Origin of the sequence: Chelatococcus sp. XZ-Ab1 (assembly GCF_029309855.1) — a bacterium.
In the GTDB taxonomy this organism is placed as follows: Bacteria; Pseudomonadota; Alphaproteobacteria; order Rhizobiales; family Beijerinckiaceae; genus Chelatococcus_A; species Chelatococcus_A sambhunathii.
In genome coordinates this window covers 542,515-554,559 of record NZ_JARKII010000001.1, presented here as the reverse complement: position 1 = coordinate 554,559, position 12,045 = coordinate 542,515, and the positions used below count along the sequence as shown (strand labels likewise).

Annotated in this window: 13 protein-coding genes and 1 riboswitch; of the genes, 8 read left to right on the top strand and 5 right to left on the bottom strand. The window is 69.9% G+C overall.

Annotation, left to right across the window (positions count from 1 at the left end; all coding sequences use genetic code 11):
* The first annotated feature begins 93 nt into the window (after nucleotides 1-93).
* Nucleotides 94-1,089, top strand: a complete 996-nt coding sequence (gene dgcA, locus P2T65_RS02680) for an N-acetyl-D-Glu racemase DgcA (RefSeq protein WP_063189177.1) — start codon at nucleotides 94-96, stop codon at nucleotides 1,087-1,089.
* Here dgcA and P2T65_RS02675 read toward each other — a convergent pair.
* Complete coding sequence (locus P2T65_RS02675) at nucleotides 1,041-2,222, bottom strand: MFS transporter (protein WP_276199140.1); 1,182 nt, start codon at nucleotides 2,220-2,222, stop codon at nucleotides 1,041-1,043. The two genes, dgcA and P2T65_RS02675, sit on opposite strands and share 49 nt — an antisense overlap.
* A 166-nt stretch (nucleotides 2,223-2,388) precedes the next feature.
* Here P2T65_RS02675 and P2T65_RS02670 point away from each other — a divergent pair, with 166 nt between their 5' ends.
* The gene (locus P2T65_RS02670; RefSeq protein WP_055457380.1) at nucleotides 2,389-3,396 is read left to right on the top strand and encodes a hypothetical protein; all 1,008 of its coding nucleotides are present in this window, start codon (nucleotides 2,389-2,391) and stop codon (nucleotides 3,394-3,396) included.
* Nucleotides 3,397-3,404: 8 nt separating this feature from the next.
* On the opposite strand, the gene P2T65_RS02665 is transcribed toward P2T65_RS02670, so the two are convergent.
* Both P2T65_RS02665 and P2T65_RS02660 read right to left on the bottom strand, forming a co-directional pair.
* Entirely contained in the window at nucleotides 3,405-4,439 is a 1,035-nt protein-coding gene (locus P2T65_RS02665) for a glycosyltransferase family 1 protein (protein ID WP_055457879.1), read from the bottom strand.
* Complete coding sequence (locus tag P2T65_RS02660) at nucleotides 4,439-5,272, bottom strand: UDP-2,3-diacylglucosamine diphosphatase (RefSeq protein WP_055457381.1); 834 nt, start codon at nucleotides 5,270-5,272, stop codon at nucleotides 4,439-4,441. Before P2T65_RS02660 ends, P2T65_RS02665 begins: the two co-directional genes overlap by 1 nt.
* Nucleotides 5,273-5,407: 135 nt before the next feature.
* Here P2T65_RS02660 and P2T65_RS02655 point away from each other — a divergent pair, with 135 nt between their 5' ends.
* The 6 genes from P2T65_RS02655 (at nucleotide 5,408) to P2T65_RS02630 (ending at nucleotide 10,660) form a co-directional block, all read left to right on the top strand.
* A complete protein-coding gene (locus P2T65_RS02655) occupies nucleotides 5,408-6,376 on the top strand; it encodes a DMT family transporter (protein ID WP_071923992.1) in 969 nt (322 codons plus the stop codon).
* Nucleotides 6,377-6,416: 40 nt separating this feature from the next.
* A riboswitch (TPP riboswitch) is annotated at nucleotides 6,417-6,523 on the top strand.
* 30 nt (nucleotides 6,524-6,553) lie between these two features.
* The gene (gene thiM / locus P2T65_RS02650; RefSeq protein WP_276199139.1) at nucleotides 6,554-7,324 is read left to right on the top strand and encodes a hydroxyethylthiazole kinase; all 771 of its coding nucleotides are present in this window, start codon (nucleotides 6,554-6,556) and stop codon (nucleotides 7,322-7,324) included.
* Complete coding sequence (gene thiE / locus P2T65_RS02645; RefSeq protein ID WP_055457383.1) at nucleotides 7,321-7,995, top strand: thiamine phosphate synthase; 675 nt, start codon at nucleotides 7,321-7,323, stop codon at nucleotides 7,993-7,995. Before thiM ends, thiE begins: the two co-directional genes overlap by 4 nt.
* Nucleotides 7,996-8,014: 19 nt before the next feature.
* Nucleotides 8,015-8,818: a bifunctional hydroxymethylpyrimidine kinase/phosphomethylpyrimidine kinase gene (thiD, locus tag P2T65_RS02640; RefSeq protein WP_276199138.1), complete on the top strand. Its 804-nt coding sequence runs from the start codon at nucleotides 8,015-8,017 to the stop codon at nucleotides 8,816-8,818.
* A 1-nt stretch (nucleotide 8,819) separates the two neighbouring features.
* Nucleotides 8,820-9,923, top strand: coding sequence for a TRAP transporter substrate-binding protein (locus P2T65_RS02635; RefSeq protein ID WP_276199137.1), 1,104 nt, complete (start codon nucleotides 8,820-8,822; stop codon nucleotides 9,921-9,923).
* A gap of 119 nt (nucleotides 9,924-10,042) precedes the next feature.
* A complete protein-coding gene (locus tag P2T65_RS02630) occupies nucleotides 10,043-10,660 on the top strand; it encodes an XRE family transcriptional regulator (protein WP_276199136.1) in 618 nt (205 codons plus the stop codon).
* Here P2T65_RS02630 and P2T65_RS02625 read toward each other — a convergent pair.
* Together P2T65_RS02625 and P2T65_RS02620 are read right to left on the bottom strand one after the other, a co-directional pair.
* Complete coding sequence (locus tag P2T65_RS02625; RefSeq protein ID WP_276199135.1) at nucleotides 10,638-11,585, bottom strand: cytochrome c; 948 nt, start codon at nucleotides 11,583-11,585, stop codon at nucleotides 10,638-10,640. The two genes, P2T65_RS02630 and P2T65_RS02625, sit on opposite strands and share 23 nt — an antisense overlap.
* 7 nt (nucleotides 11,586-11,592) lie before the next feature.
* Nucleotides 11,593-12,027: a cytochrome c gene (locus P2T65_RS02620; protein ID WP_055457388.1), complete on the bottom strand. Its 435-nt coding sequence runs from the start codon at nucleotides 12,025-12,027 to the stop codon at nucleotides 11,593-11,595.
* Between the last annotated feature and the right edge of the window lie 18 nt (nucleotides 12,028-12,045).

The window sequence follows — 12,045 nt, the reverse complement described above, 5'->3', positions numbered from 1 at the left end:
CGCGGAATTCCTGCCCGCCGGCCATTGTGCGTGCCTTGCGCTGGCGGTTGTGGCTTTATCGCAACCCCGCCGTGTCCTTGCCGGGAACAAGAGATGTCCACGACCGACCGCAAGCTCTCCGTCACGATCGAGCGCTTTCCCATCGCCGGCGTCTTCTCCATCGCCCGCGGCAGCCGTACGGAGGCGGTCGTCGTCACCGCCACCATCACCGAGGCAGGTCGCACCGGGCGCGGCGAATGCGTCCCCTATGCCCGCTATGGCGAGACCGTCGAGGGCGTCGCCGCCGCCATCGAGGCGCTTGCCCCGGCGATCGCCGCCGGTCTCGATCGCGAAGCCCTGCAGGAGGCGATGCCGGCAGGCGCCGCCCGCAACGCGCTCGACTGCGCCCTGTGGGATCTCGAGGCCAAGCGCGCCGGCCTGCCGGCCCACGTCCTCGCCGGCATCGACCGCCTCGGCAAGGCGACCACGGCCTATACCATCAGCCTCGCCGAGCCGGTGGCGATGGCCGAGGCGGCGCGTGCGGCGCGAGAGCGCACCATCCTCAAGATCAAGCTCGGCAAGCCGGAGGGCGACATCCGGCGTCTCGAGGCCGTGCGCGCCGCCGCGCCCGATGCGACGCTCATCGTCGACGCCAACGAGGGCTGGCGACCTGACGTTCTGGCGGACCTGCTGCAGGCATCGGCCGACAACGGCGTCGCCCTCGTCGAGCAGCCGCTACCGGCGGGCGAGGACGCCGTGCTGGCCGATATCGGCCGTTCCATACCGGTCTGCGCCGACGAGAGCCTACACACTCGGGCGGACCTGCCGAGGCTCAGGCCGCTCTATGACGCGGTCAACATCAAGCTCGACAAGACGGGCGGTTTGACCGAGGCCCTCAGGCTCGCCGCCGAGGCCGAGGCTCAGGGCTTCGCGATCATGGTCGGCTGCATGGTGGGCACGTCGCTCGCCATGGCGCCGGCGATGCTGCTGACGCCGCGCGCCCGCTTCGTCGATCTCGACGGGCCGCTGCTGCTGGCGCGCGACCGACCGCACGGCCTCGTCTATGACGGCAGCACGGTTTCGCCGCCCTCCTCCCTGCTCTGGGGCTGAGAAACCCGCCGCGCGGCGAGGAAGGCGAGAAGCATGCCGAGCGCGCCGAGCCCCGCCATGGCAAAATAGCCGCCCGCGCCGGAGGCCCCATAGAGCGGACCGCTCGCCATGGTCGCCGCGGCCATGGCGCCGGCGTTGCAGGCCGTCAGGATGCCCTGCCAGCGCGCCCGCGCGCCGCGCGGCGCGAGCCCGGTGATGGCGGCGATGGTGCCGAGATGCGTGGCGCCGAAGCTGAGGCCGTGCAGAAGCTGCAGCACCAGCGTCCCGGCGAATCCGGGATCGAGCCCCATCAGCGCGAAGCGGGCGAGCGCTGCCCCGCCGCCGAGAGCGACGCAGGCGAGCCCCCGCCCCACTGTGCCGATGAGCGGCCCCAGGCGCGCGAAGAGAGCAATCTCGGCGAGGACGCCAAGCGACCACAACAGGCCGATGGCATTGCCCGAAAGCCCCTGCCCGCGCCAGTGCAGGGTGCCGAAGGCGTAGATCATGGCGTGGCTCGCCTGCACGCTGGCTGCGGCCATGACGAGCGCCAACAGCGCCCCGCGCTGCCGACGCGGTGCATGGGCGACGCTGGGCGCGCCGACCGGTAGCTCTTGCCCGCCACTCGGCGCGGCGAGCGCCGCCACGGCCCCGAGGCCCGCCACCGTCGCCAGCAGCCAGACGAAGGCATCCGCCTTCAGGACCGTCAGCAGGACCCCGCCGGCGAGATTGGTGACGAGGAAAGCGACCGAGCCCCAGAGCCGGATGCCGCCGTAGCTCAGCCGCGGCCGCCCGTGCAGATAGGCCGTGGTCGTGACATCGGTCAGCGGGATGAGCGGCGCCATGCACAAGCCGACGAAGACCATCACGGTCATGATGCTGGCCAGCCCCCCGGTCTGTGCCAGCAGGACATAGGCAGCGAGAAGGCCTGCGTTTACAATGGCGAGCAGCACGCCGGCCGGCAGGTGCCGGTCGGCCAGCGCGGTGATGAAGGGCGTCGCGAGGATGCGCACCACCATCGGGATGGCGAGGACGAGACCGATGGCCGCCGCATCGAGCCCGCGGCTTTCGAGCCAGACGGGGAAGAACGGCAGATAGAGGCCGGTGCCGACGAAGATGACGGCATTGAGCAGACACAGGCGAACGAGGCCATCCATCGGAAGGCTCCCCGCGCCGGCATCCGGCGCGTCGAACGGCGAATCGCGGCATCGGCCGCAATCGAGCCGTAAGGGATCGTTCAGATGCTTGCACTAGCCTGTCGCCTGTCGTCGCTGTGCTGAGCGGCGGCGCTGCGTGTGAGTGAAACGAGTACGGACGGGCCGCATGACCGAAAGCGACAAGCCGCTCGACGATGCAAGCTACGAGGCCATCGAGGCCGCGGTGATGGAGAGCGAGCGCGGGCGCTGGTTCCTCAACGAGTTCGCGCGCCGCAACCGCAACAGCGACACGCTTTCCGTGCTGCGGGCGATCGAGAAGATGCAAGGCGCCATTCCCGGGCGCTCGCCCCGGCTCGTCTATCTCGAATCCGAGATCGCGGATATCGCGGCGCTCGTCGCGACCGGGCAGGCCGCGATCGCAGCCACGCGGCGGGACGATCCCGTGCCTGAGGCGGACGAGAGCACCGATCCCGTGCTTCGCACCGCCCGCGCCGCCGCCGACGGCATGGCGAACGCCACCGAGCAGATCCAGGACCTTGCCTGGGCGCTGCGCGAGCGTGGCGCCGAGGAGACGCTGTGCACCGCGCTGGAGAAGCATGCCGGCGACCTGCACACCCTCGGCCTGATGCAGGACATCACCGTGCGCCGCCTCGGCCAGGCGCTCGCGCTCCTCGCCAGTGTCGAGCAGCGCCTGCGCGGCCTCGCCCCGCGCGAGGAAGCGCCCCGCGCCGGACGCGACAAGCCCGACGTCGTCGTGAGCCTGCCCGGTGGCAGCGACAACGGCCTGCGCCGCCGACGCACCGACGCACCCGCCCGCATGTCCGCTGCGCCGGAAACGACCTCGCAAACATCACGCCCGGACGATGCCGCGAGCCATCCGGCTCAACCAGCGCAGGAGGCGTCGCCGTCAGACGAACCGCCGGTCGCGCGGACCGCGCCGAGCCCGGGAGAGGTGCAGCCCGCACGGGTGCGGCGCTATGCCGGCAATGTCGTCTTCGTCGATCCCGGCAACACGCGCCGCGGCAGCGCGGCGCTTGCCCGGGACGAGGCGCCACAGCCCGTTCCGCAGCGGCAGGAGACGGCGCAGAAGAGCGACGAGCCGCGCTTCGAGCCGTCCGTGCTCGCCGCCTTCGACGCCCTGAGCTGGCAGGAGAAGCTGCGCCGCTTCACCTGAGCGTGTGGTCAGGCGGCCAGCGGCACGCCGCCCGCCGAGGCGTTCGCCTGCACGATGTTGTCGAAGAACTGGCCCGCGCTCGCCCGCCAGCTGTAGGTGAGCGCCAGATCGCGGCAGAGGCTGCGGTCGATGTCGAGCGCCGCGAGCGCTGCGGTGCGCAGGTCCATGTCGAGGACCCCGCAGCCGGTGCCCCCCACCACGTCGAGCGGGCCGGTGACGGGGAAAGCGGCGACAGGCAACCCGCTGGCCAGTGCCTCCAGCAGCACGATGCCGAACGTGTCGGTCAGGCTCGGGAAGACGAAGACGTCGCTCGCGGCATAGACCTCCGCCAGCGTCTCACCCGTCAGCGTGCCGAAGAAGCGCGCCTGCGGGAAGCTCTGTTGCAGGCGGGCGCGCGCCGGCCCGTCGCCCACCACCACCTTCGTGCCCGGCAGGTCGAGCTTGAGGAAGGCCTCTAGGTTCTTTTCCACTGCGACGCGGCCGACATAGAGGAAGACCGGCGCTGGCACGCCGAGCGCGCCACGTGCATCCGCCCTGGGGCGAAACAGGTCGGCGTCGACGCCGCGCGACCAGCGCATGATATTGGCGAAGCCGCGCGCGCCGAGCTCCCGCGCCAGCGTCGGCGTGCTCACCATGACGCCCGCGCCGGCGTTGTGGAAGCGTCGCAGGGCGGCGTAGCCCCAGCGCTCGGGCACCGGCAGGCGCGCCGACAGATATTCCGGAAAACGTGTGTGATAGCTTGTCGTGAAGCCACGGCCCTCGGCGAGGCACACGCGCCGCATGGCGAGCCCGATCGGCCCCTCCGTCGCGATATGGACGAAATCCGGCTTCAGTTCGGCGAGCATGCGACGCATCCGGCGGGTGCCGGCGAGTGCCAGTCGGATTTCGCCGTAGGACGGCAGGGGCACGGTCCTGAAGGCGTCGGGCGTGACGAAATGCACGTCCGCGCCGAGCGAACAGGCATGGGCCGCCACGTTCTCCAGCGAGCGCACCACGCCGTTGACCTGCGGACGCCAGGCGTCGCTGGCGATGACGACGCGCATCATGCCGCCACCCTGGCCGCCTTCGCGGCGCGTGGGGGCTGGTCGGCAACCGGTTCGCCCGCCATGGCAGCGCGCTGCGGCATGCGTCCGGCCCAGTTGAGGATCTCGAGGCTCCCGTCGTAATGCTCGACAAGCGCGGTGCAGGATTCCACCCAGTCTCCGGTATTGATGTAGCTCACGCCGAAATCCTCGTGCATCGCGGCATGGTGGATGTGACCGCAGATGACGCCGTCCACCTCGTACCGCCGCGCTTCCGAGGCGAGCAGTTCCTCGAAGCGGCCGATGTAGTTCACGGCATTCTTGACCCTGAGCTTGGCCCAGGCAGACAAGGACCAATAGGTCAGACCGAGCCGCCGCCTGACGACGTTGAGATAGGTATTGATCGTCAGCGCCGCGCCGTAGGCCCAGTCCCCAAGAAGCGCGAGCCACTTGGCGTGGCGCACCACAAGGTCGAAGTGATCGCCGTGGATGACGAGATAGCGCTTGCCGTCCGCCGTCTCGTGGATGGCGTGTTCGACGATGTCGATGCCACCGAAATTGCTGCCCACATAGTCGCGCAGGAACTCGTCGTGGTTGCCGGGCACATAGATGAGGCGCGCCCCCTTGCGCACCTTGCGCAGCAGCTTCTGCACCACGTCGTTGTGGGCCTGCGGCCAGTACCAGCCCGACTTCAGCCGCCAACCGTCGATGATGTCGCCGACGAGGAAGACCGTGTCGGCATCATAGTGGCGCAGGAAGTCGATCAGCAGCTCCGCCTGGCACCCCTTGGTGCCGAGGTGGACGTCCGAGATGAACAAGGTCCGGACGCGGACAGCGTCGCTTTCTTGGGACACGGGGGCAGATCCGTCCGTCTGATCGCGTTGACCCTAAAGAGCCGATTCACATCTCACTTTGATGACGTGCTCCGTTCCCGTGCCCCCGGCGCATGACAGGCTTGCCGCGGCGGGCCTTGGGCAAGCCGATGTTTCGTGGTTTGGTTACGCCTGTATCCAAGGCGGCAGAGTGTCGTGAATCCCCTCCTAGGCATTGGCCTTAAAGTCCTCTCGGCGCTTTCGTTCACCCTGATGTCAGCGGGCATCAAGCTCGTCAGTACGGCGTTTCCGACCGGGGAACTGGTCTTCTTCCGCTCCGCTTTCGCGCTGGTGCCGCTCCTCCTGTGGCTCGGCTGGCGCGGCGAGTTGATCGACGCGGTACGCACGAAGAACATCCTCGGCCACGCCCGCCGCGGCGTCATCGGCTCCACGGGCATGTTCTGCGGCTTCTTCGCCTTGTCGTTCCTGCCCCTGCCCGATGCCATCTCGATCGGCTACACGGCACCGCTGATCGTCGTCATCCTCGCGGCGCTCGTGCTGAAGGAAACAGTGCGGGTCTATCGCTGGACGGCGGTCGCCGTCGGCTTTGTCGGCGTGCTCATCATGCTCACGCCGCATTTCCAGTCGAGCGTGCTCGTCAACGGTTTTGGCGACGGCGCGGCCATCGGTGCCGTCTTCGCGCTGGTCGGGGCCTGCTGCGCCGCGGGCGCGACGGTGGAGGTGCGCCGGCTCATCAGCACAGAGAAGACCGGCGCGGTCGTCTTCTACTTCTCCATGCTGACGACGCTGCTCGGCCTGTCCACCATCGTGCTCGGCTGGAATGCGCCGACCTTCACAGAGTTCTCGATCCTCGTCGGCATCGGCATTCTCGGCGGCCTCGGGCAGATCCTGCTGACGCAGAGCTATCGCTATGCCGATGCCTCGCTGGTCGCGCCGTTCGAATACACCACCATGATCTGGGCCATCCTCATCGGCTGGTTCATCTTCGGCGAGCTGCCGGTGCCGGCCGTCATCATCGGCTCGTCCATCGTCATGGGCTCCGGCCTCTTCGTCATCTGGCGCGAGCATCGCCTCGGCCTCGAGCGCCGCCGCGCCAACGCCGCCGCCCCGCCGCGCGCCACCTGAGCCGCGCTTGCATTGCACGGCGAGCCGCCTTAAAGCCACACTGATCTCCTTGGGGTGCCCATAAGGCCGGGCTGAGAGGCGCAATGCGTCAACCCACCGAACCTGAACCGGGTCGTGCCGGCGGAGGAATGCGAGATGCGAAACGACGGGCCCCCGCCCGGGCGGACGGACAGGACCATGCGATCCGGCGATTTCTCCGCCCATGTCGCCCACGAGATCCTCGTGCGGTTGCGCGGACGGCAGCCGCGTGTCCATGCCATCACCAATGCGGTGGCGAAGAACTTCACCGCCAACATGCTGCTCGCGGCCGGTGCCGTGCCGTCCATGACCGTCGTCGCCGACGAGGTCGCCGACTTCACGCGCCGCGCCGATGCGCTGCTCGTCAACCTCGGCACCCTCGATACGGAGCGCCGCGCCGCCATCCCGCTCGCCATCGCGGCGGCCGAGGACGCGGCCCTGCCCTGGCTGCTCGACCCGGTGTTCGTCGACGCCTCGCCCCGCCGCCTCGCCATCGCCCAGCAGCTTCTCGCCCGCAAGCCGAAGGTGCTGCGCGCGAACGCCGCCGAGTTCGAGGCCCTGGCGCGCCGGCCCGCGGACCGCAAGGGCGCCATCGACCTTGCCCGCGAGCGCGGCTGCATCGTCGCCCTGACCGGGCCGACGGACATCGTGACCGACGGGCGGCACTCGATCTTCATCGCCAACGGCCACCGGCTGATGGCCCGGGTCACGGCCATGGGCTGCGCGGCCACCGCTGTGGTCGCCGCCTGCCTCGCCGTGAGCGACGACGCGCTTCTCGCCACGGCCTCCGGGCTTGCCATCATGGGCATCGCCGCCGAGGTCGCTGGCGAGAAGGCCGGCGGGCCCGGCACCTTTCCGCCCCTGCTGCTCGATGCGCTCGACGCGCTGGACGACGCGGCCATCGCCGCCCGGCTGAGGTGCGAGCAATGAAGGTCGACCTCAGGCTCTATGCCATCCTCGATCCGGAGCGCACGCGCGGCCGGAACCTGGCCGACCTCGCCCGTGCGGCGGCCACAGGCGGCGCTACCCTCGTCCAGTACCGCGATAAGCACGCCGGCACGCGCGACCTCGTCGCCCGCGCCCGCGCCATCAAGGCGGCCCTCGCAGGCACCGGCGTGCCGCTGCTCGTCAACGATCGGGTCGACGTCGCGCTCGCTGCCGGTGCGGACGGCGTCCATGTCGGCCAGGACGACATGGACGCCGCCGATGCCCGCCGCCTGCTCGGTCCGCAGGCCATCATCGGCGTCACGCTGAAGACGCAGGCTCACCTCGGGGAGCTCGCCACCCTGCCGGTCGACTACGGCTGCATCGGCGGGGTCTTCGCCACCGGGAGCAAGGACAATCCCGATCCGCCGGTCGGCCTCGCCGGTCTCGCGCGACTCGTCGACAGCGCTCGCGGAACACGGCCCGGCCTGCCCGTCGGCGCGATCGCCGGCATCGATGCGACCAACGCCTCCGCCGTCATCGGCGCCGGCGCCGACGGCATAGCCGTGATCTCTGCCCTCTTCATGAGAGAGGACGTGGAGGCGGCAGCACGCAAGCTGCGCGGCATCGTCGACGGGGCGCTTGCGGCTCGCGGCGCGACCGACGCCGGACGCTGAGGGAAGGAAACACGGAACCATGGCAGCGATCGCTGTGACCATCGCCGGCTCCGATTCGAGCGGCGGCGCCGGCATTCAGGCCGATCTCAAGACCTTCTCGGCGCTCGGCGTCTATGGCGCCAGCGTGATCACGGCGTTGACGGCGCAGAACACGCTCGGCGTGCAGGCGATCCACGACGTGCCCGCCGCCTTCGTGGCGCAGCAGATCGATTCGGTCTTCTCCGATCTTTTCGTGCGCGCGGTGAAGATCGGCATGCTTTCGCAGCCCGACGTCATTGCCGCCGTCGCCGAGGGGCTCGACCGCCACGGCGCGACGCGCATCGTCGTCGATCCCGTCATGGTGGCGACGAGCGGCGACAGACTGCTGGCGCCGGCCGCCGTCGACAACCTGCGCAGCCTGCTGCTGCCCCGTGCCCTCCTCGTCACGCCCAACCTGCCCGAGGCGGCCGCGCTCGTCGACATGCCGGTGCCGCACGACGAGGCGGCGATGCAGGCCGTGGGCGAGCGCATCCTGGCGCTCGGCCCGAAGGCCGTGCTGGTCAAGGGCGGCCACGGCTACGGCGCCGACAGCACCGACCTTCTCGTCACGCCCGATGGTGTGCACCGCTTCTCGGCACCGCGCGTGGCGACCAAGAACACGCACGGCACCGGCTGCACCCTCTCCTCCGCCATCGCCGCCCAGCTCGCCCGTGGCGCGACGCTCGAAGAAGCGGTGGCCGGCGGCAAGGCCTATGTCAGCGCGGCCATCGCGGCGAGCGAGCGGCTTGCCATCGGCGCCGGCCACGGCCCCGTCCACCACTTCCACCAGTGGTGGGTAAACTGACATGAGCAAGGTCAACAGCGACGCCATGCGGACCAACCGCCGCCGGTTCCTCGCCAGCAGCGGCCTTGCGGCCGCCGGCATCCTGTCGGTCCCGGCCGTCGTGCGGGCCGAGACACGCTGGCGCTGGCGTATGGCCACCTCCTGGCCGCGCAACCTGCCCGGCCCCGGTGTCTCGGCCCAGCGCCTCGCCGACCGCATCGGCGCCGCCAGCGGCGGACGCCTCGTGATTGACGTCTTCGCCGCCGGCGAGATCGTGCCCGCCTTCGAGGTCTTCGACGCCGTGGCGGGCGGCGTGGTGGAGATGGCCCATACCGCCGCCTTCTACTGGCAGGGCAAGATGCCGGCTGCCGTCTTCTTCACCAGCGTGCCCTTCGGTCTCGGGCCGATCGAGCATCTGGCCTGGATCGAGATCGGCGGCGGTCAGGCGCTGTGGGACGAGCTCTATGCCCCATCCGGCGTCCGCGCGTTCCTCGCCGGCAACACCGGCCCCTCGATGGGCGGCTGGTTCCGCAGGGCGATCGGCAGCCCCGACGACCTCAACGGCCTGCGCATCCGCGTCCAAGGCCTCGGCGGCGAGGTCTTCCGCCGCCTCGGCGCGACGCCCGTGACGCTGCCGCCCGGCGAGATCGCGACCAGCCTGTCGACCGGGGCTATCGATGCGGTCGAGTTCCTCGCCCCGTCGAGCGACCTCGCGCTCGGGCTGCACCGGGCCACGCAGCTCTATTACGCGCCGGGCTTCAACAAGCCGAACGGTGCCGGCGAGTGCCTCGTTTCGCTCAAGGCGTGGAACGACCTAACCGACGATCTGCGCGCTATCGTCCGTGACGCCTGCCGCGCCGAACATGCCGAGGCCCTCGCCGACGCCGCGCGCCTCAATGGGGAGGCGCTCAAGGTGCTCGTCGAGCGGCACGGCGTGCGCACGCCGCTGTTCCCCAAGCCGGTGCTCGACGCGGCGCGCGAGGCGGCCGGCGATATCCTCGCCAACATCGCTGCGACGAGCCCGCTCGCCGGACGGATCGCCCGGAGCTACGCCGCCGCACAGGAAAGCGGTCGTGCCTGGGCCGGGCTTGCCGCCGGCATGGCAGCAGCACTCGCGACGCACTGATCACCCACACGTTGACGGCCCGGATGCAGTCCGCGCTTGATCCGCCGTCTCCGGTCGGCCACATTGCGTCCGACCTTTCAAACATCCGTCCGCTTTAGCGGAACTCAAGGACCTGTCGCATGGCCGTCGAAGGCAAGGATCGCAGCAAGGCTCTGGAAGCTGGCGCCCAGATGCTCTCGGGCCAGCTCGGCAAGACGGTGCAGCGCCTGCGCAAGGCCTACAACCTGTCGCTATCGGAGCTCGCCGAGCAGTCGGGCGTCGCCAAGTCGATCATCAGCCAGATCGAGCGCAACGAGACTAACCCGACGCTCGCCACCATCTGGCGCCTCAGCCAGGCGCTCGATATCTCCATCGATCGCGTCCTGTCGAGCGCCGACGACGAGCCCTTCATCCAGAAATCCTCCCGCGCCGACACGCCCATCCTCGTCTCCGACGACGGCAAGATGCGGCTCGCCATCATCGGTTGGATCAAAACGGTGGAATGGCTGCAGTGGTACGACGTCCAGGCGGAGCCTGGCGCCGTTCTGGACTCGGACAGCCACCAGCGCGGCTCCGTCGAGTGCCTGTCCGTTCTCGAGGGGGAGTTCGAGGTCGAGGTTGGCGGCGTGGTGCAGCAGGCGAGGACCGGCGAGAGCCTGCGCTACCGCTGCGACCGGCCGCATACCGTGCGCTGCATCGGCAACACCCCCGGCCGTGCGGTGATGGTCTGTATCCTCAAGGCCGCAGTGATGGACTGAGAGCGCCCGCCTGCTGCGTCGCCTTCGGCCGCGGCGGCAGCGACAGGAGATATTCGGCCATCGCCTCGCGGTCGGCCTGCGGCAGCTTGGCCGTGTTGCCGACAACCGGCGCCATGGTGGAGCCGACCGAATCGAACTCCGGCGTGAAGCCGCTCGTCAGGAGCTCGACCACCTCACTCTTCGACCAGCCGCCAATGCCGTCGGGCGACGGTGTGATATTGGGCGCGGACCCCTTGCCATCCGGCGACGGGCCGCCGGCGAAGCGCGCCTCTGCTATGATGCCGCCGAGGACATTGCGCGGGCTGTGGCACTCGGCGCAATGCCCAGGTCCCTCGACGAGATAGGCTCCACGGTTCCAGGCCGCGCTCTTCGAGGCGTCCGGCTGGAACGCCTCCCCGTCGAGGAAGGCGAGCTTCCACAGCCCGATGCCGCGGCGGATGTTGTAGGGGAAGGCAAGGTCGTGCGCCGGCGCCTCACCCTCCACGGGCGCCAACGTGCGGATGAAGGCGAACATGTCGCGCAGGTCCGCGGCCGCCATGCGCTGATAGGAGGTGTAGGGGAAGGCCGGGTAATAGTGCTCGCCGTCGGGCGAGACACCCTGGCGCATGGCGCGGATGAAGTCCGCCTCGCTCCAGGCGCCGATACCGTCGCGCGGATGCGGCGAGATATTCGGCACATGGAAGGTGCCGAACGTCGTCTCGAGCGCATGGCCGCCGCCGAGGCGCAGCTTGTCGTCCTGCCCCGGCGTCGCATGGCAGGAGGTGCAGCCGCCGGCGTAGAACATAGCCTCGCCATTGGCGAGATCGGGCGCTCCGCCGGGCGCCTCGTCGGCCCCGGAGGCGGTCAGCGCCGGGCTCGTCGCGACCCAGAAGGCCCCGGCGCCGATGATCGCGAGCCCGACAACGGCCGAGAGCGCCCGCCGCATGCCAGCCTCAGTTCTTCTTGATGCGGAAGGTCTCGTGGCAGCCGCCGCAGTTCTTCGTGACGGTACCGAACGCGACCTTGAAGCTGTCGAGGTCGCTGGTCGACGACAGGCCTTGCTGCGCATCCGCCTCGAACTTGGCGAAGGCCGCCTTGAAGCCCGCATTGTCCTGCCACACCGCCGGCGCGGCCGTCGTCTCGCCCACGTCGCTGCCGGCGGGGAACAGCGTCACCGCCTTTTCCGCGACCGTGACGTAGGTCGTCAGCACCTGTCGCGCCTTCTCGAGCTCGAACGGCGCCTCGCCCTTGGCGATGGCGGCGCCCGTCCGCGTTGCGGCCCCCGCATCCTTCATCAGCTGCTGGCGCTGCCCGATGACGTTTTCCTGCGCCAGCGCGGCCGTGGCCCCAATGACGACAACGGCAGCAGCCGTAACGATCAGCTTCATGCGTCCTCTCTCCCTCGT

Coding starts and splice junctions, on each gene's coding strand:
- P2T65_RS02635 (WP_276199137.1), top strand. CDS start 8,820: ATGAGCAAGGTCAACAGCGACGCCATGCGGACCAACCGCCGCCGGTTC.
- thiM (WP_276199139.1), top strand. CDS start 6,554: ATGCGATCCGGCGATTTCTCCGCCCATGTCGCCCACGAGATCCTCGTG.
- P2T65_RS02625 (WP_276199135.1), bottom strand. CDS start 11,585: ATGCGGCGGGCGCTCTCGGCCGTTGTCGGGCTCGCGATCATCGGCGCC.
- P2T65_RS02620 (WP_055457388.1), bottom strand. CDS start 12,027: ATGAAGCTGATCGTTACGGCTGCTGCCGTTGTCGTCATTGGGGCCACG.
- thiE (WP_055457383.1), top strand. CDS start 7,321: ATGAAGGTCGACCTCAGGCTCTATGCCATCCTCGATCCGGAGCGCACG.
- dgcA (WP_063189177.1), top strand. CDS start 94: ATGTCCACGACCGACCGCAAGCTCTCCGTCACGATCGAGCGCTTTCCC.
- P2T65_RS02675 (WP_276199140.1), bottom strand. CDS start 2,222: ATGGATGGCCTCGTTCGCCTGTGTCTGCTCAATGCCGTCATCTTCGTC.
- P2T65_RS02670 (WP_055457380.1), top strand. CDS start 2,389: ATGACCGAAAGCGACAAGCCGCTCGACGATGCAAGCTACGAGGCCATC.
- P2T65_RS02630 (WP_276199136.1), top strand. CDS start 10,043: ATGGCCGTCGAAGGCAAGGATCGCAGCAAGGCTCTGGAAGCTGGCGCC.
- P2T65_RS02665 (WP_055457879.1), bottom strand. CDS start 4,439: ATGCGCGTCGTCATCGCCAGCGACGCCTGGCGTCCGCAGGTCAACGGC.
- thiD (WP_276199138.1), top strand. CDS start 8,015: ATGGCAGCGATCGCTGTGACCATCGCCGGCTCCGATTCGAGCGGCGGC.